We start from the raw sequence: 25,339 nt of genomic DNA on the forward strand, positions 1-25,339 counted from the left end.
CCGTTCCTTCAACCGTTTCGGATCGCCCGCCGTGCCAGCCGCCCTCTCCGAGTTCTCGCTGATCGAACGCTTCTTCACGCGCCGCGCCGCGCAGGGCGCCCGCGCGTCGACGCTCGGCATCGGCGACGATTGCGCACTGATTGCGCCCCGATCCGGGAAATTGCTGGCCATTTCGACGGACATGCTGGTGGAAGGCCGCCATTTCTTCCCCGAGGTCGCGCCCGACGCGCTCGGCCACAAGACGCTTGCGGTCAACCTGTCGGACCTCGCGGCGATGGGCGCCGAGCCGCGCGCGTTCACGCTCGCGTGCGCGTTGCCGCGTGCCGACGCGGCGTGGCTCGAGGCGTTCAGCGACGGCCTCTTCGCGCTCGCCGAGCGATACGGCTGCGAGCTGATCGGCGGCGACACGACGAGCGGGCCGCTGAACCTGTGCGTGACCGTGTTCGGCGAAGTCGCGCCCGACGCGGCGCTGCGGCGCGATGCCGCGCGCGACGGCGACGACGTGTGGGTGTCCGGCACGCTCGGCGATGCGCGCGCGGGGCTCGGCGTCGCCCGCGGCGAATGGACGGCCGGCGCGGATGAAGCCGCCGCGTTCCGGCGCGCGCTCGAGCGCCCCGAACCGCGCGTCGCGCTCGGCCTGGCGCTCGCGGGCGTCGCGCACGCGGCGCTCGACCTCTCGGACGGCCTCGCCGGCGACCTCCAGCACATCCTGACGCGCTCGAACGTGCGCGCCGAGATCGACGCCGACGCGGTGCCGCGCTCGGCCGCGCTCGCGACGCTGCCAGCCGATGTGCAGCGCCGCTGCACGCTGGCCGGCGGCGACGACTACGAACTGTGCTTCACCGCGCCGGTTGCGGCCCGTGCGGCGGTCGCGGCGGCGGGCGCCACGGCCGGCGTGCCGGTCACGCGAATCGGTACAATACGCGCGTTGTCCGCGCCGTCGGCGCAACCCGCCATCGCGTGGCGCGACACCGCCGGCGCGCCCCTCGCTCTCACGTTGCACGGCTTCGACCACTTCCATGCAGACTGATCCGACGCCCGCGCACGCCGCGGCCGAGCCCGGCGCCGCGCAGCCCGCGCCGACCCGCGTGACGGCCCGCTTCATGCTGTCGCACCCGGCGCATATCGTGTCGCTCGGCTTCGGCAGCGGGCTCGCGCCGATCATGCCCGGCACGTTCGGCTCGCTGTTCGGCTGGCTCACGTTCGTCGTGCTCAACCGCTACCTGACGGTACCCGAATGGTGGGCGCTGATCGCCGTCGGCTTCGTGGCCGGCACGTGGGTCACCGGTTTCACCGCGAAGAAGGCCGGGACGGCCGATCCGGGCGCCGTCGTCTGGGACGAGATCGTCGCGATCTGGCTGGTGATGCTGTTCGTCACGCCCGCGACCTTCGTCGGCCAGCTGTGGGCGTTCGTCGCGTTCCGCTTCTTCGACATGCTCAAGCCGCCGCCGATCCGCTATTTCGAGCGCCGTCTGAAAGGCGGGCTCGGCATCATGGTCGACGACCTGGTGGCCGCGTTCATGACGCTGCTCGTGATCGCCCTGTGGCGCTCCGTCGCCGGCTGACCGATTTCCCGACTCCCGTTTCCCGACGCGCATGCCAACCGATTCCGTCGTCCACCAGCTTGCGATCCGCGCAGGCAACAAGCTGCGTGACGAGCACCTGACGCTCGCCACCGCCGAATCCTGCACCGGCGGCATGATCGCCACGGCGATCACCGACATCTCCGGCAGCAGCCAGTGGTTCGAGCGCGGCTTCGTCACGTACTCGAACCAGGCCAAGATCGAGATGATCGGCGTGCCGGCCGACCTGATCGACAAGCACGGCGCCGTCAGCGAGCCCGTCGCGCGCGCGATGGCCGAAGGCGCGCTGCGCAACAGCCGCGCGCAGGTCGCGCTGTCCGTCACCGGCATCGCGGGCCCGGCCGGCGGCAGCGAGAAGAAGCCGGTCGGCACCGTGTCGTTCGGCTGGAGCAACCGGCTGCATACCGACGTCGAAACGCTCGTGTTCAAGGGTGACCGCGAACAGATCCGCACGCAGGCGGCCGCGCATGCGCTGCGCGGGCTGCTGAAGCTGCTCGACGAACGCGAACGCTGATCGGGCCGGGCGCGCGTGCCGCGCCCGCCGAGCGCTTACTGAATCGCGTCGGGCTTCACGACGATCCAGTTCTTGTCCGCCGTCACCGGCAGGCCGAGCGACTTCTGCTTCGCGGCCGATTCGTCCGACCACGCGCGGATCTGCGCCATCTGCTTGTCCTTCTTGTTGACCCACACGCGCACGCCGCCGCGCGCGACGTCGGTCGCGTTCAGCAGCATGTAGCCGTCGGACGTCGGCGTGTCGCCCGCGACGAGCACCGGCTTCTTCCACTGGTCGATCCAGCCGACGATCGAACCGAGCTTGCCTTCGTACCACGTCATCGGGTTCATCAGGAACGGCGTGATCACGAGGTTGCGGTTCGCGGCCTCGTCGTACTTGCCGGCCTTGATCTGCAGCCGCGACGTCGTCAGCGCGCCGGTCGCCGGGTTGCGCAGCAGCGTCGTCACGCCGATCACGTTCTGCGGCTTCACGTTGTAGCCGTACTTCGGGTCGGACAGCACGAGCCGCGCGAGCTCCTCGTGCGCGGCCGTCATCACGTAGACGTCGATGCCGTTCTCGCGCAGCGCGTTGTACAGCTCCTGCATCCCGCGGAAGAAGCGCGGCGGATTCACCGTGCCGTCGACGACCTTGTCGCCCTGCCAGTAGCGGATCGGGATCGGCTTGCCGTCGGCGAGCATCGCGTCGACGTGGCGCTTCAGGTCGGCGAGCGACTGCCCGGCGAACGCCTGCGCGATCCACGGATAGCAGACCAGATCGTCGATCTCGCACAGCCGGTAGTAGTAGCTCGTCAGCGATTCCTTGTAGTCGGCGGAATCCTTGAACGGGATCAGCTTCAGCGACGGGTCGAGCGAATCGCGCGTCAGCACGCCGCGGTTCTCGAGATACGGCAGCAGCGATTCCTCGAGGTCGTAGCGGTAGGTCGTGTTGTCGGCGTCGAACACCGCGTAGTCGCCGCGGTTCGCGTGCGCGGCGATCATCGCGTTCAGCGCCTTCGCGCTGTCGGCCGGCCAGTGCGACAGATCCGCCGCATGGGCGAACGTCATGCACAGCGACGCGGCGAACGCGCTCAGAAGACGGCGGGACAGCTTGGGCATGGCGTCGCTCCCTTTTCTTGACATTTTCGTGACGGATCGGTGACAAGGGGCAGCATCGCGCGAATAAATTGTGGACATGCGGTGCGGAAGCGACGGGAAGTTGTCGGCGCGCGCCAGGGAGGATCGAGGAAAGCGAACGGGGGAACGGGAGGATGCAGCGCCGGCCCGCGGGCGCGGGGCCGGTGCCAACCGCCCAGCGGGCCGGCCGGGCGGTGTGATGCGAGACGGTATGGTGATACGGCGTCGTGCGATTCGATCAGCGATGCGCGTTGATCGTGTCGCGCGTCTTCTGCGCGGCGAGCGCCGCGGCTTCGGCGAAATCCTCGCCGTTGCTCGCATACAGGATCGCGCGCGACGAGTTGATCATCATCCCGGTGCCGTCGGCCGTGCGGCCTGCGTTGACGGTCGCCTGCACGTCGCCGCCCTGCGCGCCGATGCCGGGAATCAACAGCGGCATGTCGCCGACGATCCCGCGCACGACCTCGATTTCCTTCGGGAACGTCGCGCCGACCACGAGGCCGAGCTGGCCGTTCTTCACGTTCCACTTGTTCGCCGCGAGGTCGGCCACGACCTGGTACAGCGGCCGGCCCGGATGGCCGGCCCCATTCGTATCGAGGAACTGCAGGTCCGAACCGCCCGGGTTCGACGTGCGGCACAGCACGATCACGCCCTTGCCTTCATGCTCGAAGTACGGCTCGACCGAGTCGTAGCCCATGTACGGGTTCACCGTGACGGCGTCCGCGCGATAGCGCTCGAACGCTTCGCGCGCGTACTGCTCGGCGGTGCTGCCGATGTCGCCGCGCTTCGCGTCGAGGATCACGGGCAGGCCCGGATGCTGGAGATGGATGTGCGCGATCAGGCGCTCGAGCTGGTCTTCCGCGCGATGCGCGGCGAAGTACGCGATCTGCGGCTTGAACGCGCTCGCGTACTCCGCGGTCGCGTCGACGATCTGCCGGCAGAATTCGAAGATCGCGTCGGGCTGGCCGTCGAACTGCACGGGAAAGCGCGACGGCTCGGGATCGAGGCCGACGCACAGCAGCGAATTCGTGCGCTGCCACGCGGCGCGCAGCGATTCAATGAAAGTAAGCGGGGAAGACATGGCGGGTACTCGCGGCAAACCGTTGGTAGACCGCGTATTTTACCCGCGTCGCGGGCGGCCCTCGCGTGCCGCGGCATTGCCGCGCGCATCGGCGCGCTCGACGGTGAACGCGAAACGCCGCGTGAGCCGCTCGCCGGGCGCGAGCAGCGTCATCCCGTGCGCGGTCGCGCCGCCCGGCAGGTTCACCGCATTGATCGGATGATCGACCGGCTCGAAGCAGAAGAAATCCTCGCCCGGCGGCGTATAGAGCACGTACGCGTCGGCGTCGGCCGCGACGGTCAGCGACAGTCGGCGGCGCGGCCAGCTCACCGTCGCGTGGCCGCCCCAGCCGGTGAACGCGTGATTGACGAGCGTGGCCGGCAGCGGATACGCGACGCCGAACTTCCAGGCCGGCGGCACGCTGACGTGCCGCACCGGCAGGAAATCGGCGCCCGACAGCCACAACCCGCCCGCCGCCGCGGCCAGCTCGGTCACCGCATCGCGCACGAGGAACGGATGCACGCCGAGCCCGAACGGCAGCCGCGCGCGCCCCGCGTTCTCGATCGTCAGCGCGATCGACAGCGTCGCGTCGTCGAGTTCGAACGACTGGATCGCGCGGAACGCGTACGGCGCGCCGGCGGCACGGTCGAGCGACAGTTGCAGCGACGTGTCGGTCGCATCGTCAACCTGCCACGGCGCGAGCCAGCCGTCGCCGTGGATCGGCAGCGGCTCGTCGCGGCGGTTGCGCGGCACCGCGACCTTGCGCCCGTCGCATTCGAAGCGCCCATCGCCGATCCGGTTCGAGTACGGCAGCAGCGGATAGCACGCGAGCTCGTTCGGGTCCGTCGCCGTCTCCGGGTGCTCGCAGCGGCGGAACACCGGCATCAGCGCGCCGTTGTCGCCGCGCCAGTCGAAGCGCGCGATGCCGCCGCCGAGGTGCGGCAGCACGTCGAGCCACAGCGACGCGTTCGACAGCGTGACGGCCGCCGCATGCGCGGCGCCGACACCCTGCGCGAACGCGGCCGTCTGCGGGCCGGGGCTGACCGGCTGGGCGGCGGCGGCCAGGCGCGCGCGACGCGACTGGCTGGTGGACGACGATGCGCGCGAGGACGTGGCGGTCATGGTGAGCTCCTTTCCTTCGTCGAAGAAACGATGCGGGTCGTGCGAACGGTCAGGCCCAGCCGCCGTCGACGATCACGTCCTGCGCGGTGATCATCCGGCTGTCGTCGGCCGCGAGAAACAGCGCCATCCGGGCAAGATCGGCCGGCAGCAGTTCGGCATCGAGGCACTGGCCGGCCTTGATCGCCGCGCGGCCCGCGTCGTCGAGCCACAGCCGGCGCTGCTTGTCGGTCAGCACCCAGCCGGGCACCAGCGAATTCACGCGGATGCCGAACGGGCCGAGATCGCGCGCGAGGCCGCGCGTCAGGCCCTGCACGGCCGCCTTCGCCATCACGTAGACGGGATAGCCGCCGTTCTTCAGCATCCAGCTGATCGAGCCGAGATTGATGATCGCGCCGCCGCCCTGCCGCTTCATGTCGTCGATCACCGCCTGCGCGGCGAAGAACTGGTGACGCAGGTTCACCGCGATGCCCGCGTCGAACGACGCGGGCGTCACGTCGCCGATCGCATGGCGCGTGTCGTTCGCCGCATTGTTCACGAGCACCGCGATCGCGCCGATGCGCGCGCGGATCGCGTCGATCGCCCGGCGCAGCGCGTCGATGTCGGTCAGGTCGCACGACAGGAACAGCGGCGCATGGCGCATGTGCGCGAGGCGTTCGGCCAGCGCGGCGCCGGCCGCCGCGTCGAGGTCGACGAACGCGACGCGCGCGCCCTGTTCGGCGAAGTGCTCGACGAACGATGCGCCGATGCCGGTCGCGCCGCCCGTGATCAGCACCGCGCGATCCTCGAGGCTCGGGTAGCGCGCGAAGCGCTCGGCGTGCGGATCGGGCGCGGAAGTGTCGATGGTCATGCGGATCGTCTCCGTGGAAACTGGTTGGTCAGTCGCGTACGCCGCGGTTCTTCAGCTGGTCGAGCAGCACGGCCGCGAGCAGGATCGCGCCGCGCACGAGGTACTGGTAGAACGCGTCGATGTTCAGCAGGTTCATCACGTTCTCGACGGTGCCCATGATCAGCACGCCGATCACGACGCCCGAGATCGTCGCGCGCCCGCCCATCAGCGACACGCCGCCGAGCACGCACGCGGAGATCACGTTCAGCTCGAAACCCTGCGCGGCATTCGGCTGGCCCGACGTGATGCGCGACGCGAGGATCACGCCCGCGAGCGCCGTCACCGCGCCCTGGATCAGGAAGATGTACACGCGCGTGCGTTCGACGTTGATCCCCGCGAGCCGCGACGCTTCCGGATTGCCGCCGATCGCGAGCGTGTTGCGACCGTAGACGGTCTGGTTCAGCAGCACGCCGAACCCGATGAAGCACAGCAGCGTGACCCAGATCGGCAGCGACACGCCGAACATCGACATCCCGCCGAGCGCGATGAAGGTATCCGACGACACGCCGACCGCCTGCCCCTTCGACACGATGAAGCCGAGCCCGCGCACGATCTCCATCGTCGCGAGCGTCGTGATCAGCGCGTTGATGCGCAGGTACGCGATCACCGCGCCGTTCACGAAGCCGATCGCGGCGCCGGCCGCGACCGCCGCGACGATCGCGACGAACGTGTTGTCGGTCGCGTTCAGCACCATCGCGCACAGCACGCCGGAGAACGCGACGGTCGAGCCGATCGACAGGTCGAAGTCGCGCGACGCGAGGCAGAACATCATCGTGCACGCGACCATGCCGATCTGCGAGATCGACAGCGCGAGGCCGAGCATGTTGTCGATCGAGAAGAAATGATCGACGGTCAGCGACATCGTGATGAACATCACCGCGAAGATCGCGATCAGGCTGTATTCGGTCAGATGCTGCCACCACTTCTGGCGGTCGCTCTGCTGTGGAACCAGCGCGTCGGCCGATGGCTTCACGGCGGCGCTGGCAAGGTTTTCGTTGACTTGCATGGTGTGTCTCCTGCTCCTGCATCGCGCGGCCCGCGCCGCGCGTGTTCGATTCGAATGTCCCGGGCTTGTCCGGACGAAGCCGGCCGCGTCAGGCCGCCTCGACCGCGCTCGTCTGCGGCAGCGCGAGGTTCAGCACCGCGTGCTCGTTCGCCTGGGCGCGCGGCAGCTCGCCGGCGATCCGGCCTTCGCGCATCACGACGATGCGGTCGGACACGCCGAGCACTTCCGGCAGTTCCGACGACACCATCACGATCGCGCAGCCGCGCTCCGCGAGCCGGTAGATCACGTCGTAGATCTCGTGCTTCGCGCCGACGTCGATCCCGCGCGTCGGCTCGTCGAGGATCACGACCTTCAGGTCGGGCTCCGCGAGCCAGCGCGACAGGATCGCCTTCTGCTGGTTGCCGCCCGACAGGAAGCGGATCTTCTGGCGCCGGTTCGGCGTCTTGATCTTCAGCCGCTGGATGAAGCGGTCGGCCGTTTCGCTTTCGGTCTTGCCGTTGATGAACAGCCCCGCGCGCAGCGAATGGCGGCGGCAGCTGATGTTGATGTTCTCGGCGACCGACGCGATCGCGATGATCCCTTCTTCCTTGCGGTCCTCGGGGCACAGCACGATGCCGTGACGGATCGCGTCGCCGGTGCGCTTCACGTCGATGCGCTTGCCGTCGAGCGTCAGCACGCCCGCGCGCCGGCGGTCCGCGCCGTACACGAGCCGCATCAGCTCGCTGCGCCCCGCGCCGACGAGCCCGAAGAAGCCGACGATCTCGCCCGCGCGCACCGAGAAGCTCGCCGGTTCGCGCAGTGCCGGGCCGTCGACGCCTTCGGCGGAGAACCGCACGTCGCCGAGCGCGCGCGGCGCGTAATGGTAGATGTCCGCAATCTCGCGCCCGACCATCTCGGCGACGAGCCGCTCGCGCGGCACGTCGGCCAGCGCTTCGTGCGACGCGATCTTGCGCCCGTCGCGGAAAATCGTGCACGCATCGCACAGCCGGTAGATCTCGTCCATCCGGTGCGAGATGTAGATCAGCGCACGGCCCTGCGCACGCAGGTCGTCGACCAGCTTGAACAGCACTTCGGTCTCGCGATGCGACAGCGAGCTCGTCGGTTCGTCGAGCGCGATCACGCGCGCGTTGCGCATCAGCGCCTTGCAGATCTCGACCATCTGCCGCTGCGCGATCGACAGCCGCCCGAGCCGCGCGTCGGGATCGAGATCGACACCCATCTCCGCGAGCCGCTCGCGCACGTAACGCTTCGCCTCGCGCTTCCTCACCCAGCCGAACGCGTTCGGCAGGCGGCCGAGCAGCAGGTTTTCCGCGACCGTCAGGTCGGGCACGTACTGCAATTCCTGGTGAATCACCGCGATGCCGGCCGCGATCGACGCGGCCGCACTCGCGAACTGCACGGGCTGGCCGTCGACCAGCACGCTGCCCGCATCGGGCTGGTATTCGCCGCCGAGAATCTTCAACAGCGTCGACTTGCCCGCGCCGTTCTCGCCCATCAGGCCATGTACCTCGCCCGCATGCACGTCGAACGAAATACCGTCGAGTGCGCGCACGCCGGGAAATACCTTGCCGATATTGTCAAAACGCAGTGCCGCTGACACGTCGTCTCCCCACTTCCAGATCGATCGACCGCCGGCCGCCGCGTCGCCGCGGCAGCCGGCGGGCCGCTTACTTCGACGCGAGCCCCATCTCCTCGCGCACCTTCGACACGTTGTCGCGCGTCGCGAGCATGCCCGTCGTCAGCGTCAGCGGCGGCGGCGCCTTGCCCTGCGTGATCCACGTGTACATCAGGTCCGAGGTTTCCTCGCCGTGGCGCTTCGGGCTGATGATCACGGTGCCGTAGAAGCCCGTCGGCTGCGGCTTCTTGAATTCATTCAGCGCCGAATCGGAGCCGCCGATGCCGATGCCGATCATGTTGTCGGCCTTGAAGCCGCGCCCTTCGGCCGCGCGCACCGCGCCGAGCACGGCCTCGTCGTTCAGGCCGTACGCGACCCAGTGCTTGAACTGCGGGTTCTTGGTGAGCGCGATGTTCGCCGCGTTGAACGCGTTTTCCGTATCGGTCTTCGCCTGCGGCGCCGCGATCACGTTCGCCTTCGGGAAGCCGGCGGCGACCAGCGCGTCGGTCGCGCCGCTCGTGCGGTCGTGCGCGGTCGGCAACTGCTCGTAGGTGATGTCGATCGCGCCGACGTCCTTCATGTCCCAGCCGCGCTTCTTGATCTCGGCCGCGATGCCGTCGCCGACCTGCTTGCCGATGTTGTACGCGGAGATCCCCATGTGCGGCACCGCGTCGATCGGCTTGCCCGCGCCGTCGACGAGGCGGTCGTCGACCGTCATCATCTTCAGGTTGTGCGACTTCGCCTTCGCGACGATGCCCGGCCCGAGCTTCACGTCGGGCGTGCAGATGATGAAGCCCTGCGCCTTCTGTGCGGACAGGTTGTCGATCGCGCTCATCACCTTCTCGCCGGACGGCGCGCCGATCTTCACGAGCGTGAAGCCCTTCTGCTTCGCGGCGATCTCGGCGAATTTCCACTCGTCCTGGAACCACGGCTCTTCAGGCTGCTTCACCAGGAAGCCGATCTTGACCGGGTCGGCCGCGTGCGCGACCGGGCTGCCCATCACCACCGCCGCCGCAGCGGCCAGCGTTACGAACGTTCTGCGTTTCATCTCCAGTGTCTCCTTGTTTTCATCGAACAGGATGCAGCCGCTTGTTGGTTTCGACGCAGCGTGCGCGCGGCCGTCGCACGTGCGGTCTTTCGAATCGTTACGTCAATCGTGTCAGTCGTGATACAGCGCCGCGCGCCCGCCGCCGACGGTGATGCACGTGGCATTGATGAACGGCGCCTCGTCGGACGCCAGGAACACGGCCGTCATCGCGACCTCCTCCGGGCGGCCGATCCGCTTCATCGGCTGCAGCGCGAGCGTCTCGGCGCGCGCGGCGGCCGGATCGGGCTGCGCGTCCCACCAGTCGCGCGTCAGCTGCGTCTCGATGTAGCCCGGCGCGATCGCGTTCACACGCACGTTGCGCGCCGCGTATTCGATGCCGAGCGCACGCGTGAGGCCGAGCACGCCGTGCTTCGCGACCGGGTACGGAAAGCAGCCCGGGATGATCCTGAATGCATGCGTCGACGCGATGTTCACGATGCTACCGCGCCCGCGCTCGACCATGCCCTCCAGCGCCGCGCGACAGCCGTGCCACACACCGTCGAGATCGACCGCGAAGCAGCGCCGCCAGTCGTCGTCGGTCATCGTCAACGGATCGGCGAACACGTTGATGCCCGCGTTGTTCACGAGCACGTCGAGCGGGCCGAACGCCGCTTCGGTCTGCGCGAGCGCCTCGCGCACCGCCTGCTGCCGCGCGACATCCGCCTGCAGCGGCAGCACGCGCGCGCCGTCGCATTCATGTGCAATCGCGGCGGCCGTGTGCTGCGCCTGCGGGAAGTCGAGATCGACGAGCGCGACGGCCGCGCCTTCGCGCACGAACGCGCGCGCGATCGCGGCGCCGATGCCGCGGCCCGCGCCCGTCACCATCGCGACCTTGCCCGCGAGGCGGCCCATCATGCGGCTCCGCCGCGCGCGACACGCAAGCCGGCCTGGAACGCGCGCGCATTCGCCGCGGTCGTGTCCGCCGACTGGCCGGGACGGTACAGCGCCGAGCCGAGCCCGAAGCCGTTCGCGCCGGCGTCGAGGAACGGCTGCATGTTGTCCGGCGCGATCCCGCCGACCGGAATCAGCGGCACCGCGCGGTCGATCACCGCGCGCCATGCCTTCACGACCGTCACGCCGAGCTGCTCGGCCGGGAACATCTTCAGCACGTCGGCGCCGTTCGTCAGCGCCGCGAACGCTTCGGTCGGCGTCGCGACGCCCGGCGCGCTCGCCAGCCCGCGCTCGCGTGCGCGGCGGATCACGGCCGCGTCGCTGTGCGGCATCACGATCAGCGCGCCGCCCGCGTCCTGCACGCGGTCGACGTACTCGGCGCGCAGCACGGTGCCCGCGCCGACGATCATGTCGTCAGGCAATGCGCGGCGCAGCGCCGCGATGCTGTCGAACGGATCCGGCGAGTTGAGCGGCACCTCGACGATCCGGAAGCCGGCTTCGTACAGCGCGCGGCCGTGGTCGGCCGCTTCGGCGGGCGTGATGCCGCGCATGATCGCGATCAGCGGACACGCATCGAACGCGCGCATCAATGCGGCGTGGGGCGTGTACGGCGCGGGCAAGGTCAGGTCGGACGGCATCGAAGATTCCTCTGCAAGCAGTTCAGTGGTCGGCGCAGACGGGCTCGCCGTCCGCGCGCACGAGCCCGGCGCGCGACGCGATCCGCCACAGGCCGAGCTCGGTCGCATGCGCGGCCACACGCGCATGCGCATGGCCGAATACCTGGAGCGCATCGACGTAGCGCGAACACAAGCCGTCGTCGCCGATCAGCAGCAGCGGCTGGTCCGCGAGCGCGATGCCGCGCTCCGCGAGCATCGCGTCGAGCGCATTGAGCTCGTGACCGATCAGCAGGCCGGACAGGTAGTCGCCCTGCGCATCGGGCGCAAGCCGGTCGGTCAGCCCCAGCGTGCGCGTGCTGAAAATCGTCGCGAGCAGCCCCGTGTGCTGCGCGCCGCGTGCGACCGATACGCCGCGCACGAACGCGTCACGGTCGGGCGATGCAGCCATTCGCATCGTGCGGCCGAGGATCGTGTGATCGCGTAGCACCGCGAACAGCTCGCCGGTCATGAAGGTCTGGAAGCGCTCGATCAGCCCGTCCTTCACCCACGCCCATTTCGCATGCGTGCCCGGCAAGCCGATCAGTACCCCTGAACGATCGGCGCCAAGCGTCGGGTCGCTCGCGAGTGCGCCGACGATCTGCGTTTCTTCGCCGCGCATCACGTCGGGCAATTCGCCCGTTGCGATCACGCCCGGCACGATCGAGACCGTCGCGCCGCGCGATGTCGTCACGGTGATGAGGCCCGCGACGAGCGCGTCGGCGCCGGCCGGCACCGCGACGTACGGCGCCTCGCGCCAGCCCTGCGCGCTGCCGACCATCCCGGCGGCGAGCACCGGCAGGCCGGGCGTACGGTCGAGCCAGTCGCCGCACGCTTCCTCGAACACCGCGTCGAACGCACGCGCGCCGCCGCCCGGCACGTGCATCACACCGGCCGCCCGGCTGCGCGTGTCGATCGGCACGCCGTGCGCGTCATACAGATACGCGCGCAGCGACGTGGTGCCCCAGTCGAGCGCGATCAGCGACGGGGAGGCGGAACTGGCATCCGGAACGGGCCGGGTCGAAGTCGTCATCGTTTGATCCTGCGGGTACCCTGCGGCGGGCTCCAGCCCAGCTCCGCGGAAATGGCTCGCGCTTCGCGCTGCACGAGCGGAATCAGTTCGTCCATGCGGTCGTGCGGCATGTACGGAATCGTGCTCGCAACCGACACCGCCGCGACGATCGCGCCCGACGCGTCGCGGATCGGTGCGGCCACGCAGCGGATCGACGCCTCGTTTTCCTCGAGATCGAACGTATAGCCGCCGGCCGCGTAATGGGCCATGCGCTGCAGGAACGCGCTCGTCTCGGGCCGGTTGTCGGGCTTGAAATTGACGCCGGCCAGCGCGCGCCGCGCGGCTTCGAACAGCGAGCGCCACAGGTCCGGATCGAGGTCGAGCATCATCGCCTTGCCGATGCCGGTCGACGCGAGCGGCATCCGGTGGCCGACGCGCGAGCGCATCTCGAGGCCGCGCGTGCCGGGAATCTTGTCGATGTACAACACGTCGTCGCCGTCGCGCACGCCGAGATGGATCGTGTCGAGCGTCGCTTCCGCGAGCGCCTCGAGATGCGGACGCGCCACCGCGGTGAGCGGCATCTGTTCGAGCGCGATCGTGCCGAGCTCGATCAGCTTCGGGCCGAGCAGGTAGCCGCCCTGCACCTGGCGCAGATAGCGCGCCTGCACGAGGCTGCTGACGAGACGGTGCGTCGTACTGCGCGTCGTGCCGAGCGCGGCGCCGATCGCACGCATGTCGCGCGCGCCGTTCGCGATCGCCTCGAGGATCGCGAGGCCGCGCAGCAGCGTCTGCGTGCCGGCCTGCTGCGCGGCGAGGTCGAGCGGCGTGCTGGTGGCGCCGATGCTGTCGGTCAGCGACGCATTGACCGGCATCGCGCGCCGGGCGTCGAGGGCAAGGGAGTCTGGCATCTTGGTCATGGGGCGGGGCTTCTTCAACGGAATCGGTGAAGCCGTTCGCGCGGCGCCGGAACTGCGTCCGGTGCTGCGGCGTGGCGGCGGTCGATGCACCGAGTAAAGCGCCCGGCGAACTTCATGGAAGGTGTCTCCGTGTGCGACGGGCGCCGCGCGATGCGTGGGTCCGAAGCTGTCGATGTGCTTCGGATTGTAGGAGCGCACGCATTCGCCTCCAATATTTGAATGCGTTGTCCAGATAATGAGAATTCAGGCGAAACCGGCTGCGGGCTCGACGCGACAGGCGCGCCATGCGGACGGGGGCGAAACCCGCCGTGTCGCAGGTTCCGCCCCCGTTTCGTTCACCGCGACCCGCGCTTACTGCTGGCTCGTGCTGCGCGCCTGCATGTAGCGCTGTACGTCGGCGAACGACACGCGGCCGTTGCCGCCCGCGTCGATCTGCCGGAAGTGGTTCGCGACATAGCCGAGGCCGGCCGCGCGCGCCTGCGACTCGGTGATCGAACCCGTGTTCTGCGTGTCGGCCGCGCTGAACTGCCGCGCGAGCTTGCGCACCACCTGCGCATGCAGCGCGGCGCCGGTGGTCTGCGTACCGGCGGTCGCGTGCCGCGCGGACGGCGGCACGTACGGATCGCCGAGCTGCGCCTGGCGCGCACGCGCCGGCGCGGCGGCGTCGCTCGCCTGCGCGAACGCGGAGAGGGATGCTGCGGCGCCGACGCATGCGAGCGCCGCGGCAACGACGATGAAACGATTCTTCATGTCAGGCTCCAGTCTGGAATGAGGTCGTCGACGGCCGGCGAGCGGCGCCGCCGGGGGCGCCTGTCGCCGGCGTGGCGCAATCAATGCGCGGCCGCGCTATAGAAGGTCACGAGGTCGGCTTTCTCCTGCGGACGCGACGTATCGTCGAGATAGACCATGTGCCCGCCCTGATAGTCCTTGATCGTCAGGTTCGGTTGCGTGCCGAGCCGCGCGAGGTCGAGCTCGGTCTGGTAGAACGGCGTCGCGATGTCGTGATACCCGTTCAGCGACAGCACCTTCAGCGCTGGGTTCAGCGTCAGCGCCGCGGCCAGATCGGGGATCGTGTCGGGCATCGCGAGGCCGTCGTGCGTCCAGTCCCACGTGTTGATCGCATTGCTGCTCACCGAGTAGGCCGACTGCGCGGTGTACTTCAGCTCGTTCGGCAGGTAGCTGCCGATCGTGTCGGTGAACGGCTTCGTGATGAACGAGCTGGACGGATCGCCGTCGGCCGCGAGCGGGCTCGATAAGGGGACGTTCACGCGTGCGTCGTAGCGGCCGATCAGCGTGCCCGGCACCAGCGACAGCTGGAAGCTGTTGTCGAAGAAGGTCGGGACCACGTTGAAGTCCGCCTTCCACAGCGCCTGCTTCACGCCGGTCGAATTCGCCATCGTCGTGACGAGATTCGGCGGCGGCGGCGTGTGGCTCGCGAGGTACGCGTTCACGGCGGGCGCGTAGCTGCCGGCCGTCAGCAGGCGCATCTGGTCCGCATACTGCGGCAGGTTCGACGGGTTCGGGTTGTCGAGCTGGTAAAACGCGCCGACCGTGCCGTACGACGGCACGAAGCCCGCGCAGCTCACCGGGCTCGACCCGTTGTTCGAGTTGCCGACATAGTCGCTCGCCATGTCGCAGTTCGTGTTGTAGTTCAGGATCGACGACTGCAGCACGATGCCGTCGAGCTTCACGCCGGCCGTCTCGAGCAGGTTCGCGAGCACGTCGGTGCGCGGCGTGCCGTACGACTCGCCGAACAGGTATTTCGGCGAATCGTTGCGCTGGTTCACGCTCAGGTAGCGCGTCACGAAATCGCGGAACGCGCCGGCGTCCTGGTCGACGCCCCAGAACGTCTGGTTCGTGTTCGGCGCGACCGCTTCCGAGAAGCCGGTGCCGATCGCATCGACGAACACGAGGTCGGTCGTGTCGAGCAGGGTTTCCTGGTTGTCGACGAACGGGAACGTCGACGTGTTCGCGTTCGGGTCGCCGGTCTGGATCCGGCGCGGGCCGAACGAGCCGAGGTGCAGCCACACCGAGGCCGAGCCGGGGCCGCCGTTGTACAGGAACGTGACGGGCCGCTTCGCCGCGGGCGCGTTGTCGGCCGTGTAGGCGACGTAGAAGAACGATGCTTCGGGCGCGCCCGTCTGCGGATTGCGTGCGACGAGGTGGCCGGCGGTGGCCGTGTACCGGATCGTCTTGCCGTTCAGCGTGATCTGGTGGTGCGTGACGGCCGCCTTCTCGAGCGCGGCGGACGCGTCGAGCGACGCATTCGCGCTCGACGAATAACTGTTCGGATCGTTGTACGCGCGGTCGACCTGACCGGCGGGATCGGCTGAATTGGCGGCGCTCCCGGCAGCGGACGACGTCACGTCGTCGTTGCAGGCCGTCAGAATCAGCGAAGAACACACCACCCCCAACAACAGCTTCGCTTTGCTCGCTGGCATCGTTGCGTTCCTTCTCTCGGATGTTTTTTGTGTCGAGCAGCCGGATAAGCCGCCCCCCGCCTCGATTGCGGCCGATAAGCCGAGGCGCTGGCCAATATACGCGAGCCCGTCAGCTTTGAAAAATTTTGAAATATTTGGCGCGCAGGCGGTGCAGCGCACACCTTTCAGGAATGCTTCGATTCGCGAAACGTTGCATTTCACGTCGCTTTCATCGACTTTCGCGTTTACCCGCGACGCCTAAAAAAGCACCGATTTCGTGCGATGCCGGCCAATAAAACCGCGCAGTCGCCGGCATTGCTCAGTAAAGCGAAATAGACGGATTCGTCTAAAGGATGTGGCCCGAAATGGCGGCGACACGTGTGCGCTGCAGCGCAGCAATCGCGCGTCGACGGCGGAACGGACAATGCAGCGGCGCGGGGCGCGCCGCTTACTCGGATTGCGGCAGCTCGGCCGCGCCCATCCGGCGCGCGATGACCGCCGCACGCTGCGCCTGGTAGGCCGAGCCGCGATGCGCATCGAACCAGCGCGGCTTCGGCAGCATCACCGCGAGACGCGCCGACTGCCACGCGCCGAGCCGGCTCGCGGGAATCTTGTAGTAATAGCGCGCGGCCGCTTCGGCGCCGTACACGCCGCGCCCCCATTCGACCGAATTCAGGTAGATCTCGAAGATGCGCTCCTTGTCGAGCACCGTTTCGAGCATCCACGTGATGATCAGCTCCTGCCCCTTGCGGATGTAGCTCTTCTCGCGCGACAGGAACAGGTTGCGGGCGAGCTGCTGCGTGATCGTCGAGCCGCCCGCGACGATCCTGCCGCGCGCCTTGTTCTTCTCCCACGCCTGCAGGATCGCGTCGACGTCGTAGCCGTTGTTGGTCGCGAAGGTCGAATCTTCGGAGGCGATCAGCGCACGCTTCAGGTTGCGCGAGATCTGGTCGTACGGCACCCACTGGTGCCGGATCTGCGCGGGCGGCGTGTCGTGCGACAGCCACCACGCGTCGGTACGCATGAACGCGGTCGAGCCGGGGTTCACGAACGACCACAGCGCGATCTGCACGAGATAGAACAGTTGCGTCGCGAGCCATGCGCCCGCGAACACCGATCCCGCGTAGACGATCCAGCGAGCGACGCTCACCGTCCGCGTGCGCTGCGTGCCGCTCACCGCCACCACGTGCCGCGCTCCGTTCAGCTCGCCGCGAGCGCCTGGCGCAGCGCGGCCAGCACCGGTGCGCCGTCCGGCCGCACGCCGCGCCAGATGAAGAACGATTCGGCCGCCTGCTCGACCAGCATCCCGAGCCCGTCAGCCGTGCGCGCGCCGAGCGACGCCGCGTGCTGCATGAACACGGTCGGCTGCGCGCCGTACATCATGTCGTACGCGAGCGTGCCCGCGCCGAACGCGGCCGCGTCGCATTCCGGCAGCGCGGCATCGAGGCTGCCGGCCGTCGCATTGATCACCACGTCGTACGGTTCGGCCCGCACGACGCCGGCGCCGCCGCCCGCGAGCGTGCAGCCTGCATCGTGCGCGGCCTGCATGAACTGGCTGACGAGCGCTTCGGCCTTGCTCGCGGTGCGGTTCACGATTCCGATCGACAGCGGCGCGCGGTCGAGCAGCGGCAGCACGACGCCGCGCGCGGCGCCGCCCGCGCCGAGCAGCAGGATGCGCGCCCCCGCGAGCGACACGCCGAGATTCGCTTCGATGTCGCGCACGAGGCCGACGCCGTCGGTGTTGTCGCCGTGGAGGCGGCCGTCGGCGTCGATGCGCAGCGTGTTCACCGCGCCTGCCGCCGCCGCGCGCGGCGACAGCGTGTCGGCAAGCGCATGCGCGTCGAGCTTGAACGGCACCGTCACGTTCGCGCCGCGACCGCCCTCGGCGACGAACGCGCGCACGGCGGCCTCGAAACCGTCGACCGGCGCGAGCCGGTGCGTGTACTCGATCGGCTCGCCGGTCTGCGCGGCGAATTGCGCGTGGATGAACGGCGACTTGCTGTGCGCCACCGGGTTGCCGAACACGACATAGCGGTCGGCGCCGCTCGTCGACGCAGTTGCGTTCATGATGCGCGCCCCTCTTCGCCGTCGTTGCCGCTCGCGGCTTCGCCGCCCTCTGCCGCCGCGTCGCCCGATTCGGCCAGCGCTTCGGCCTCGGCTTGCGCCGACGTGTCTTCCGCGTCGACCAGCGTGTCGTCGCCGCCTTCGGCGTCATCCTCTTCGTCGGCCGCGTCGCCGCTCGTCACGGTCGGCGCGTCGAGCACGTTCAGCAGGCGCACCGATGCCTCGATCGTCAGTTCGTCGAGCGACATCACGTCGAGCAGCACGCGCGTGCCGCGCGCATGCACGCCGAGCCCCGGCACGTGCAGCAGCAGCGGGATTTCCTCGAGGCGCACGAGATCGCCCTTCACGACGCTCGCGACCACCTGCTTCTTCTGCTCCTGCGCGAGCCAGCGCAGGCACCAGAAGTACTCCATCCGGCGCTGGTAGTCGGCGTAGGCCGTGTAGGTGTCGTCGAAGCCCTGCACGACCGCGTACAGGTCGGCATCCTTCGGCTTGAACGGCGCGGCGAGCTTCGCGGTGACGCCGTGCTGCACGCACGCGAGCAGTTGCCACTGGTTCACGAGGTCGACGTAGCGGCGCAGCGGCGACGTGCTCCACGCGTACTGCGCGACGCCCAGGCCTTCGTGCGGCGCGGCCGTCGTCTGCATCCGCGTGCGCTTCGGGCCCGGCGCGCCGAAGCCGCGCTGCGAGCGATAGATGCCGGGCACCGTGTGATCGTGCAGGAACGCGCCCCAGGTCGAGTTCGCGAGAATCGCGAGCTCCGACACGATCAGGTCGAGCGGCGAGCCGCGGCGGCGCGGCGTGATCGACACGTGCTCGCCTTCGACGTAGAAGTTGTAGTCGGTGTTGCGCTGCACCTCGCGCTTCAGGCCGTAGCCCGCGCGCGCGACCTGGCGCTTCTCGAACAGCGCCTGCGCGAGCGGCCACAGCACGGCGATGTCGTCCTTGTGCGGATAGTCGCCGGTGCCGGCCGCGAGCGTCTCTTCGTTGACGAGCTCGTCGAGCGTGTTGTGGCGCAGGTTGTTCTTCACGAACACGAGCTCGGCGCGCGTCTCGTTCGCGACGATGTCCTGCGTCTCGCGGTTGACGATGATGTACAGCGACAGCGCCGGGCGGTAGTCGCCCTCTTTCAGCGTGAACACGTCGACGACGTCGTCCGGCAGCATCGTGATCTTGTCGCCCGGCATGTAGACGGTCGACAGGCGCGTGCGCGCGATCGCGTCGACCGGATCGCCGCGCACGATGCCGAGTGCCGGCGCCGCGATGTGCACGCCGATCCGCACCCGGCCGTCGGACAGGTGCTCGACCGAAAATGCGTCGTCGATTTCGGTGGTCGTGATGTCGTCGATCGAGAACGCCTCGACGTTCGCGCGCGGCAGGTCGTCCGGCAGCGGACCGACCGTGACGGGCGGAAAGCCCGTGCCGTGCGGGAAGAATTCCGCGAGGAAGCGCGCTTCGTGCAGCGCACGCGGCGACTCGATGCCGCCGCAGTCGAGCATCAGCCGCGCCGGCGACACGCCACGCGCGCCGGCCGCCGCTTCCATCGCCTTGTATTCGATCGCGTTCTTGTCCGGCCGCGTCAGCAGCCCGAGCACCTTGCCCGCGAACGCTTCCGGCAGCTTGCCGGCCTTCAGTTCCTCTTCATACTGCACCTGCACGAGCGCCTGCTGGCGCTTGCGCTCGAGCGACGCGAGCGCCATCTTGAGCTGCTCTTCCGGCGCGCGCTGGTACTGGCCGCGCCCCTTGCGGCGGAAATAGACGGGCGAACCGTGCAGCCGCAGCACCAGCGCCGCGCGCTCGACCGGGCCGTACGCCGCGCCGAAGTATTCGGCGGCCAGCGCCGTATAGGCGAACTCGTCGGCCGGCGCGCATTCCCACAGGAAGTCCAGGTCGATCTGCTGCGCGGCCGTGTCGGCCTCCTGCATCAGTTCGCCCGCGGCCGGCTTGTCGAATTCGATCAACACGTCTTTCGCGCGTACCTTCGCACGCCGCCCGCCGGGCAACTCGACCTGAAATGCGTCGCCCTGGCGCGACAGCACGCTGCCCGCCTTGAAACTGCCCGATTCCTCGAAGAAAACGTTCACTCAGTACTCTCGTTCAGACTGCCGGACGCCGCGTCGGCGGCGCCGCATGATGATGGGAATTCGATCGGCACACGGCCGGTTTATGACGTCTTTCCGTCGCAAAACGCGAGAACGTCGTCGACATAGTCGGCAAATTCGCTGATTCCGTGATCGCTGCCGTCGATCACGCGGGTTTTCGCGCCCGGGTAATGGGCGAGCATCTCGCGATAATCGAGCACTTCGTCGCCGGTCGCCGCGAACAGATAGTAGCGGTCGGCGCGCGTGATCGCCGGCACACACAGCGCGTCGAGTTCGTGCAGGTGACGGCGCTCGACGACGATCGTACCGCCGCCGTGCCACAGCGGCTGTTCGCCCAGATGCTGCTCGAGATCGCGCTGCGGCACGATCGCCGGATTCAGCAGCACGGCTTTCCAGCCATGCTTTTCGGCGAGCCACGTCGCGTAATAACCGCCGAGCGAGCTGCCGACCACGGTGACGTCGCGTGCGCCCGCGACCTCGGCTTCCGCGACCGCGATCGCCTCGAGTGGCGACACCGACAGCGACGGGCACCGCCACTCATCGGTGCGGCCGAGTTCGGCCATGCGTGCGGCGAGCAGCCGCGACTTCTGCGATTCCGGCGACGACCGGAAGCCGTGCAGATACAGGATCACGTCCGGCTCCCGAGCGCGTCGAGCAGCTTCTGGTGCACGCCGCCGAAGCCGCCGTTGCTCATCACGAGCACGTGGTCGCCCGGACGCGCGGCCTCGACCACCGCCTTCACCAGCAGATGAAGGTCGTCGAATGCGCGCGCGTGGTCGCCGAGCGGCGCGAGCGCTTCGGCGAGATTCCAGCCGAGCGCATCGCGCCCGGTCGGCGCGCCGTAGCCGAACACGAGATCGGCATCGGCGAGGCTCGCCGGCAATTGCGACTTCATCACGCCGAGCTTCATCGTGTTCGAGCGCGGCTCGAGCACCGCGAGGATGCGGGCATTCTCGCGGCCGATGCGCGCACGAAGGCCGGCGATCGTGGTGTCGATCGCGGTCGGATGGTGCGCGAAATCGTCGTAGACGGTCACGCCGTCGACGCTGCCGCGCACTTCCATGCGGCGCTTCACGTTGCGGAACGATGCGAGCGATTCGGCCGCCTGCGCGGGCGGCACGCCGACGTGGCGCGCAGCGGCGATCGCCGCGAGCGCGTTCATCCGGTTGTGGTCGCCCTGCACCTGCCACGCGACTTCGCCGACGCGCTCGGCGTGCGAATACACCGCGAAGCGTTCGTCGACCGGCACGCCGTCCTCCGCCGGGAGCGCCTGCCAGCCGCCGTCGACACCGAAGCGCTCGACCTCGCTCCAGCAGCCGCGCGCGAGCACGCGCTCGAGCGCGTCCGAGCGACCGTTCGTGACGATCCGCCCGACGCCGGGCACGGTGCGCACGAGATGATGGAATTGCGTCTCGATCGCAGCGAGATCGGGGAAGATGTCGGCGTGATCGAATTCGAGGTTGTTCAGCACCGCGGTGCGCGGCCGGTAATGCACGAACTTCGAGCGCTTGTCGAAGAATGCCGTGTCGTACTCGTCGGCCTCGATCACGAAGAAGCTCGAATCGGTGAGCCGCGCGGACACGCCGAAGTTCAGCGGCACGCCGCCGATCAGGAAGCCCGGGTTCAGGCCGGCGTCTTCCAGCAGCCACGCGAGCATCGACGACGTGGTCGTCTTGCCGTGCGTGCCCGCGACCGCGAGCACCCACTTGCCGGCCAGCACGTGCTCGCCGAGCCACTGCGGGCCGGACACGTAAGGCAGGCCGCGATCGAGGATCGCCTCCATCAGCGGATTGCCGCGCGTGACGACGTTGCCGATCACGAACAGGTCCGGTTTCAGGTCGATCTGCTCGGCGCCGTAGCCTTCGATCAGCGTGATGCCCTGCGCCTCGAGCTGCGTGCTCATCGGCGGATAGACGCCCGCGTCGCAACCCGTCACCGTGTGGCCCGCCTCGCGCGCGAGTACGGCGAGACCGCCCATGAAGGTGCCGCAGATGCCAAGAATGTGGATGTGCATAGATGAATGCTTTCGCGCCGCCGGGCGCCGTCGATTCGGAAAGGATGCGTGTGCGGCGCGCCGGCGAGGCCGTGCGGCCGGCGCCCGGCCAACGACCTGGCCGCGACACAAAGAGCAGTATTGTAACTGACGGCCTGCGATGCCCGGCGGCCCGAACGATGCGTGCGAACGGTGCCCGCACCCTCGGGCGGCAGGCCGCCGCACCGGTGCTCGGGCGCTGCGGCGATCGAGTATGATTGCCGGATCATGTCTCGCAAACCTCTTGTCGACCCGCGGCGCGTCCGCGAGGAAATCGCCCAGTCCGCCGCCCGTCTGATCGCGGAGGACGGCCAGGACTATGCCGGCGCGAAGCGCAAGGCCGCGCGCCAGTTGCTGGGCGATTTGCGCGTGGCCGGCGAATGGCTGCCGGATAACGACCAGATCGAGGAAGAACTGCGCGAGTACCTCGCGCTGTTCCAGAGCGACACGCAGCCGGACGAACTGCGCCGCCTGCGCGAGATCGCGCTCGACTGGATGCGCCGGCTCGCCGAGTTCCATCCTTATGTGACGGGCGCCGTGCTGAACGGTACCGCGAACGCGCATTCGGATATCCATTTGCAGGCATTCACCGACAACCCGAAGGACGTCGCGATCTACCTGCTGAACCAGAACGTCCAGTACGACGTGTCGGAGACGCGGCATTTCGCGGGCCGCGGCGACGTCGAGACGCTCAGTTTCCTGTGGCGCCCGCGGCGCGACGTGGACGCGATCGGCATCCATCTCGCGCTCTATGCGAGCGACGACCTGCGCGGCGCGGTCAAGGCCGACGCGCGCGGCCGCGTCGCCCGCGCGGACGCCGCGGCGCTGCGCGCGCTCGTCGACGCAGGCCAGGCTCCTTCCGAACCGGATTGACGTCCTCCTCCGCCTAAAGGCAGAGGATTCCCACACCTGGCGATGCACGTCCGCATCGGAGAATGTTCAGCGCAGCGTTGGTATCTCGATCATGCTCGACACCACAGTCACTGCAGACCCACTCCCTTATTCTCAGTCCCGCGATACCTTTCGGCCGCGTCGTGCTGTCTTTCGACCCGCACGCCGAGCAGAACTGGGTAGAACCGCTTTCGTCGACTTCCTCGAACAGGGCCCCGTGCGCGATCGCTTTGTAGCGGAGCTTGTTTCGGAAGGACGACCAGGATGCGTCGTAGACGCTCTTCGCCATCCTGGTTCTGGCGAGTTTGACGGCAGATACGTTGCCAACCGCGATGTAATCGAAACGCCGCACCAGATCGAGCGCGAGCTTATGCTGGAAATCGGCACGGGCATTTGCCATCTTGGCGTGCAACTTCGCGATATGCCGCTTGTGCTTGTGCGCACGCTGCGCCTTCGCCAGCTTTTCCGCCGCTCGTCGACCGAACGGGTCATTGGGCAGCTTCTCGCCGGTCGAAAGTGTGGCGAAGGTGATCCTAACCCGTGGAAGAAGCGGCCTGTCAACCCCACTCCTTCCCTTCCCACCATCAATGGCGGGGTTTCTCGGAGCAAATTCTGATGATGAAACGCATGTTGGCGCTCGCGGTGGTCGCGGCCGCCGCCGTTGCCGGCGGGCTCGCCGCCGGTCACTGGTTCCGCGGTACGGCCGACGGCGTCGCCGTCGCCGCGCCGGCCGCCCACGGCAATCCGGTCGAGCAGCTATGGGCGTCGTCGCTCACCGGCATCGACGGCAAGCCGGCCACGCTGGCTGCCTTCAAGGGCCAGAAAGTCGTCGTCAATTTCTGGGCGTCGTGGTGCGGCCCGTGCGTCGAGGAGATGCCCGAGCTGGTCGCACTGTCGCACCAGTACAAGCAGAAAGGCATCCGTTTCGTCGGGATCGGCGTCGATTCCGAGCAGAACGTGAAGAACTTCCTGCAGAAGGTGAAGGTCGACTATCCGGTCTTCGTCAGCGGCTATGCAGGCGCCGATCTGGCCCGCAATTTCGGAAATACCGCCGGCGCGCTGCCGTTTACCGTCGTCATCGACGAAACCGGCAAGATCCGCGAGACAAAATTAGGACAAATCCAACCGGCCGAGCTGAAAAAGACGCTCGACGCGCTGTAACCTGTCCGAACGGCAATTCGCGCGTTGGCGGCGATTTGCAGCTCGATCGCCGCAATTTCGCGTGAATTCGCCGATACTTTGCGCCCGCGCCGGTAATTCTTGCAGGTCCCGCGCGCCTGGTCGTTCGGCAAAACTAGACAAATTTCTCTAAATAGCGCTAAAGTTCGCGCAATTCCGCAGAAATAGAAGCGACCATGACACGATTGCTGGTGTTGCACGGCCCCAACCTGAACCTTCTCGGCACCCGGGAACCGGAGGTGTACGGCCGCGTCACGCTCGCGCAGATCGATCAGGCGCTTGCCGCGCGCGCCCGGGAAGCCGGCGCCGAACTGTCGTCGTTCCAGAGCAACCATGAAGGCGCGCTGGTCGACCGCATCCAGGCCGCGCGGGACGAACAGACCGATTTCATCCTGATCAATCCGGCCGCCTATACGCATACGAGCGTTGCGATCCGGGACGCGATCGCCGGCGTTGGCATCCCGTTCGTCGAGGTTCACTTGTCGAACGTGCATCGCCGCGAAGCGTTCAGGCACCACTCCTACTTTTCCGACCAGGCCGAAGGCGTGATCTGCGGGCTCGGCTGGAAAGGTTATCTGTACGCGCTCGAGTACGCGCTGGACAAGCTGCAAGGCGCGTCGCGCGGCTGATTTCGCGATCTAGATTCAGCGCCGGCCCCTAACCGGCGCTTTCACGTATTGAAAGGGGAATTCCCGATGGATCTTCGTAAGCTGAAAACTCTGATCGACCTCGTTTCCGAATCCGGCATCTCCGAGCTGGAAGTGACGGAAGGCGAAGGCAAGGTGCGCATCGTCAAGAACGCGCCGCCGGTCTACGTGCAGCCGACGGCTGGGTATGCCCCGCAAGTCAGCGCGCCGGCTCCGTCGGCCGCGCTGCCGACCGAAGGCGCCGCGCCGGCAGCCGCACCGGCCGTCCCGCAGGGCCACGTCGTGACGTCGCCGATGGTCGGCACGTTCTATCGCGCGCCGTCGCCGGGCGCCGACCCGTTCGTCCAGGCCGGCGACACGGTCAAGGAAGGCCAGACGATCTGCATCATCGAAGCGATGAAGCTGCTCAACGAGATCGAGTCGGACAAGGCCGGCGTGATCAAGGAAATCCTCGTCGAGAACGGCCAGGCCGTCGAATACGGCCAGCCGCTTTTCGTGATCGGCTAAGCCCGCCGCGCGGCCCTGCCGGCCGCGCGCCGCCGATGC

General features: G+C 68.3%; 25 protein-coding genes and 1 pseudogene. 7 read left to right on the forward strand and 19 right to left on the reverse strand.

Annotated elements, in window-relative coordinates; translation table 11 throughout:
* The first annotated feature begins 31 nt into the window (after positions 1 to 31).
* Genes thiL through HWX03_RS13680 form a run of 3 tightly spaced genes read left to right on the forward strand, consistent with a single transcriptional unit; the run spans position 32 to position 2,097 of the window.
* Positions 32 to 1,030 (forward strand): thiamine-phosphate kinase, encoded by a 999-nt coding sequence (gene thiL, locus HWX03_RS13670; protein WP_175871569.1) that lies wholly within the window; start codon positions 32 to 34, stop codon positions 1,028 to 1,030.
* Positions 1,020 to 1,565, forward strand: a complete 546-nt coding sequence (locus HWX03_RS13675; RefSeq protein WP_174429942.1) for a phosphatidylglycerophosphatase A — start codon at positions 1,020 to 1,022, stop codon at positions 1,563 to 1,565. Before thiL ends, HWX03_RS13675 begins: the two co-directional genes overlap by 11 nt.
* Before the next feature lie 31 nt (positions 1,566 to 1,596).
* Entirely contained in the window at positions 1,597 to 2,097 is a 501-nt protein-coding gene (locus HWX03_RS13680) for a CinA family protein (protein ID WP_034206379.1), read from the forward strand.
* Positions 2,098 to 2,132: 35 nt separating this feature from the next.
* Here HWX03_RS13680 and HWX03_RS13685 read toward each other — a convergent pair whose 3' ends face one another.
* From HWX03_RS13685 to mpl, 18 genes are all read right to left on the reverse strand, one after another.
* Entirely contained in the window at positions 2,133 to 3,191 is a 1,059-nt protein-coding gene (locus HWX03_RS13685; RefSeq protein WP_174429943.1) for a haloacid dehalogenase-like hydrolase, read from the reverse strand.
* 256 nt (positions 3,192 to 3,447) lie between these two features.
* Positions 3,448 to 4,290 (reverse strand): orotidine-5'-phosphate decarboxylase, encoded by an 843-nt coding sequence (gene pyrF / locus HWX03_RS13690; RefSeq protein WP_175871570.1) that lies wholly within the window; start codon positions 4,288 to 4,290, stop codon positions 3,448 to 3,450.
* Between the two features lie 39 nt (positions 4,291 to 4,329).
* Entirely contained in the window at positions 4,330 to 5,391 is a 1,062-nt protein-coding gene (locus HWX03_RS13695; RefSeq protein WP_175871571.1) for an aldose 1-epimerase, read from the reverse strand.
* A 49-nt stretch (positions 5,392 to 5,440) separates the two neighbouring features.
* Positions 5,441 to 6,238, reverse strand: a complete 798-nt coding sequence (locus HWX03_RS13700) for an SDR family oxidoreductase (RefSeq protein ID WP_175871572.1) — start codon at positions 6,236 to 6,238, stop codon at positions 5,441 to 5,443.
* 28 nt (positions 6,239 to 6,266) lie between these two features.
* A complete protein-coding gene (araH, locus tag HWX03_RS13705) occupies positions 6,267 to 7,283 on the reverse strand; it encodes an L-arabinose ABC transporter permease AraH (protein WP_006491027.1) in 1,017 nt (338 codons plus the stop codon).
* A gap of 88 nt (positions 7,284 to 7,371) precedes the next feature.
* Positions 7,372 to 8,883, reverse strand: coding sequence for an L-arabinose ABC transporter ATP-binding protein AraG (araG, locus tag HWX03_RS13710; protein ID WP_175871573.1), 1,512 nt, complete (start codon positions 8,881 to 8,883; stop codon positions 7,372 to 7,374).
* Between the two features lie 67 nt (positions 8,884 to 8,950).
* Positions 8,951 to 9,946, reverse strand: a complete 996-nt coding sequence (locus tag HWX03_RS13715) for an arabinose ABC transporter substrate-binding protein (protein ID WP_050013854.1) — start codon at positions 9,944 to 9,946, stop codon at positions 8,951 to 8,953.
* Between the two features lie 111 nt (positions 9,947 to 10,057).
* Entirely contained in the window at positions 10,058 to 10,837 is a 780-nt protein-coding gene (locus tag HWX03_RS13720) for an SDR family oxidoreductase (RefSeq protein WP_175871625.1), read from the reverse strand.
* A complete protein-coding gene (locus tag HWX03_RS13725) occupies positions 10,837 to 11,514 on the reverse strand; it encodes a 2-dehydro-3-deoxy-6-phosphogalactonate aldolase (protein ID WP_175871574.1) in 678 nt (225 codons plus the stop codon). The genes HWX03_RS13720 and HWX03_RS13725 overlap by 1 nt, the downstream gene beginning before the upstream one ends.
* 22 nt (positions 11,515 to 11,536) lie before the next feature.
* Positions 11,537 to 12,562: a 2-dehydro-3-deoxygalactonokinase gene (locus HWX03_RS13730; protein ID WP_175871575.1), complete on the reverse strand. Its 1,026-nt coding sequence runs from the start codon at positions 12,560 to 12,562 to the stop codon at positions 11,537 to 11,539.
* Positions 12,559 to 13,458, reverse strand: coding sequence for an IclR family transcriptional regulator (locus HWX03_RS13735; protein ID WP_034206368.1), 900 nt, complete (start codon positions 13,456 to 13,458; stop codon positions 12,559 to 12,561). Before HWX03_RS13735 ends, HWX03_RS13730 begins: the two co-directional genes overlap by 4 nt.
* Before the next feature lie 351 nt (positions 13,459 to 13,809).
* Entirely contained in the window at positions 13,810 to 14,208 is a 399-nt protein-coding gene (locus tag HWX03_RS13740; RefSeq protein WP_175871576.1) for an EF-hand domain-containing protein, read from the reverse strand.
* Positions 14,209 to 14,288: 80 nt separating this feature from the next.
* On the reverse strand, positions 14,289 to 15,899 hold the full coding sequence (locus HWX03_RS13745; protein ID WP_175871577.1) for a peptidase S10: 1,611 nt from the start codon (positions 15,897 to 15,899) through the stop codon (positions 14,289 to 14,291).
* Positions 15,900 to 16,326: 427 nt separating this feature from the next.
* Positions 16,327 to 17,064, reverse strand: a complete 738-nt coding sequence (mtgA, locus tag HWX03_RS13750; protein WP_175871578.1) for a monofunctional biosynthetic peptidoglycan transglycosylase — start codon at positions 17,062 to 17,064, stop codon at positions 16,327 to 16,329.
* A 14-nt stretch (positions 17,065 to 17,078) separates the two neighbouring features.
* On the reverse strand, positions 17,079 to 17,945 hold the full coding sequence (gene aroE / locus HWX03_RS13755) for a shikimate dehydrogenase (protein ID WP_175871579.1): 867 nt from the start codon (positions 17,943 to 17,945) through the stop codon (positions 17,079 to 17,081).
* Positions 17,942 to 20,026, reverse strand: a complete 2,085-nt coding sequence (locus HWX03_RS13760; protein WP_175871580.1) for an RNB domain-containing ribonuclease — start codon at positions 20,024 to 20,026, stop codon at positions 17,942 to 17,944. The genes aroE and HWX03_RS13760 overlap by 4 nt, the downstream gene beginning before the upstream one ends.
* A gap of 80 nt (positions 20,027 to 20,106) precedes the next feature.
* Entirely contained in the window at positions 20,107 to 20,676 is a 570-nt protein-coding gene (locus tag HWX03_RS13765) for a YqiA/YcfP family alpha/beta fold hydrolase (protein WP_175871581.1), read from the reverse strand.
* Positions 20,673 to 22,058 carry a UDP-N-acetylmuramate:L-alanyl-gamma-D-glutamyl-meso-diaminopimelate ligase gene (gene mpl, locus HWX03_RS13770; RefSeq protein ID WP_175871582.1) on the reverse strand — a complete coding sequence of 462 codons (1,386 nt, stop codon included), beginning with the start codon at positions 22,056 to 22,058 and terminating at the stop codon, positions 20,673 to 20,675. Before mpl ends, HWX03_RS13765 begins: the two co-directional genes overlap by 4 nt.
* Before the next feature lie 246 nt (positions 22,059 to 22,304).
* On the opposite strand from mpl, the gene HWX03_RS13775 reads away from it, so the two are divergent.
* Positions 22,305 to 22,949 carry a UDP-N-acetylmuramate--alanine ligase gene (locus HWX03_RS13775; RefSeq protein ID WP_175871583.1) on the forward strand — a complete coding sequence of 215 codons (645 nt, stop codon included), beginning with the start codon at positions 22,305 to 22,307 and terminating at the stop codon, positions 22,947 to 22,949.
* 13 nt (positions 22,950 to 22,962) lie between these two features.
* Here the strand turns inward: HWX03_RS13775 and HWX03_RS13780 are convergent.
* A pseudogene (locus HWX03_RS13780) lies at positions 22,963 to 23,493 on the reverse strand (RNA-guided endonuclease TnpB family protein); the annotation flags it as partial.
* A gap of 86 nt (positions 23,494 to 23,579) precedes the next feature.
* Here HWX03_RS13780 and HWX03_RS13785 point away from each other — a divergent pair.
* The 3 genes from HWX03_RS13785 to accB all read left to right on the forward strand — a co-directional run bounded on the left by HWX03_RS13785 (position 23,580) and on the right by accB (position 25,300).
* Positions 23,580 to 24,128 carry a TlpA disulfide reductase family protein gene (locus HWX03_RS13785; RefSeq protein WP_175871626.1) on the forward strand — a complete coding sequence of 183 codons (549 nt, stop codon included), beginning with the start codon at positions 23,580 to 23,582 and terminating at the stop codon, positions 24,126 to 24,128.
* Positions 24,129 to 24,322: 194 nt separating this feature from the next.
* Positions 24,323 to 24,775: a type II 3-dehydroquinate dehydratase gene (gene aroQ, locus HWX03_RS13790; RefSeq protein WP_175820602.1), complete on the forward strand. Its 453-nt coding sequence runs from the start codon at positions 24,323 to 24,325 to the stop codon at positions 24,773 to 24,775.
* Positions 24,776 to 24,841: 66 nt separating this feature from the next.
* Entirely contained in the window at positions 24,842 to 25,300 is a 459-nt protein-coding gene (accB, locus tag HWX03_RS13795) for an acetyl-CoA carboxylase biotin carboxyl carrier protein (RefSeq protein ID WP_175820603.1), read from the forward strand.
* Positions 25,301 to 25,339 lie beyond the last annotated feature (39 nt).

The sequence above is a fragment of the Burkholderia sp. BCC0397 genome, from assembly GCF_902832865.1.
Lineage (GTDB): Bacteria > Pseudomonadota > Gammaproteobacteria > Burkholderiales > Burkholderiaceae > Burkholderia.

Excerpts from the sequence above, each read along its gene's own strand:
- accB (WP_175820603.1), top strand. The coding sequence starts at position 24,842 with ATGGATCTTCGTAAGCTGAAAACTCTGATCGACCTCGTTTCCGAATCC.
- HWX03_RS13735 (WP_034206368.1), bottom strand. The coding sequence starts at position 13,458 with ATGACCAAGATGCCAGACTCCCTTGCCCTCGACGCCCGGCGCGCGATG.
- HWX03_RS13730 (WP_175871575.1), bottom strand. The coding sequence starts at position 12,562 with ATGACGACTTCGACCCGGCCCGTTCCGGATGCCAGTTCCGCCTCCCCG.
- HWX03_RS13775 (WP_175871583.1), top strand. The coding sequence starts at position 22,305 with ATGTCTCGCAAACCTCTTGTCGACCCGCGGCGCGTCCGCGAGGAAATC.
- HWX03_RS13740 (WP_175871576.1), bottom strand. The coding sequence starts at position 14,208 with ATGAAGAATCGTTTCATCGTCGTTGCCGCGGCGCTCGCATGCGTCGGC.
- HWX03_RS13675 (WP_174429942.1), top strand. The coding sequence starts at position 1,020 with ATGCAGACTGATCCGACGCCCGCGCACGCCGCGGCCGAGCCCGGCGCC.
- HWX03_RS13680 (WP_034206379.1), top strand. The coding sequence starts at position 1,597 with ATGCCAACCGATTCCGTCGTCCACCAGCTTGCGATCCGCGCAGGCAAC.
- HWX03_RS13745 (WP_175871577.1), bottom strand. The coding sequence starts at position 15,899 with ATGCCAGCGAGCAAAGCGAAGCTGTTGTTGGGGGTGGTGTGTTCTTCG.
- HWX03_RS13725 (WP_175871574.1), bottom strand. The coding sequence starts at position 11,514 with ATGCCGTCCGACCTGACCTTGCCCGCGCCGTACACGCCCCACGCCGCA.
- aroE (WP_175871579.1), bottom strand. The coding sequence starts at position 17,945 with ATGAACGCAACTGCGTCGACGAGCGGCGCCGACCGCTATGTCGTGTTC.
- HWX03_RS13715 (WP_050013854.1), bottom strand. The coding sequence starts at position 9,946 with ATGAAACGCAGAACGTTCGTAACGCTGGCCGCTGCGGCGGCGGTGGTG.
- HWX03_RS13685 (WP_174429943.1), bottom strand. The coding sequence starts at position 3,191 with ATGCCCAAGCTGTCCCGCCGTCTTCTGAGCGCGTTCGCCGCGTCGCTG.
- HWX03_RS13695 (WP_175871571.1), bottom strand. The coding sequence starts at position 5,391 with ATGACCGCCACGTCCTCGCGCGCATCGTCGTCCACCAGCCAGTCGCGT.
- HWX03_RS13700 (WP_175871572.1), bottom strand. The coding sequence starts at position 6,238 with ATGACCATCGACACTTCCGCGCCCGATCCGCACGCCGAGCGCTTCGCG.
- HWX03_RS13720 (WP_175871625.1), bottom strand. The coding sequence starts at position 10,837 with ATGGGCCGCCTCGCGGGCAAGGTCGCGATGGTGACGGGCGCGGGCCGC.
- aroQ (WP_175820602.1), top strand. The coding sequence starts at position 24,323 with ATGACACGATTGCTGGTGTTGCACGGCCCCAACCTGAACCTTCTCGGC.
- araH (WP_006491027.1), bottom strand. The coding sequence starts at position 7,283 with ATGCAAGTCAACGAAAACCTTGCCAGCGCCGCCGTGAAGCCATCGGCC.
- pyrF (WP_175871570.1), bottom strand. The coding sequence starts at position 4,290 with ATGTCTTCCCCGCTTACTTTCATTGAATCGCTGCGCGCCGCGTGGCAG.
- mpl (WP_175871582.1), bottom strand. The coding sequence starts at position 22,058 with ATGCACATCCACATTCTTGGCATCTGCGGCACCTTCATGGGCGGTCTC.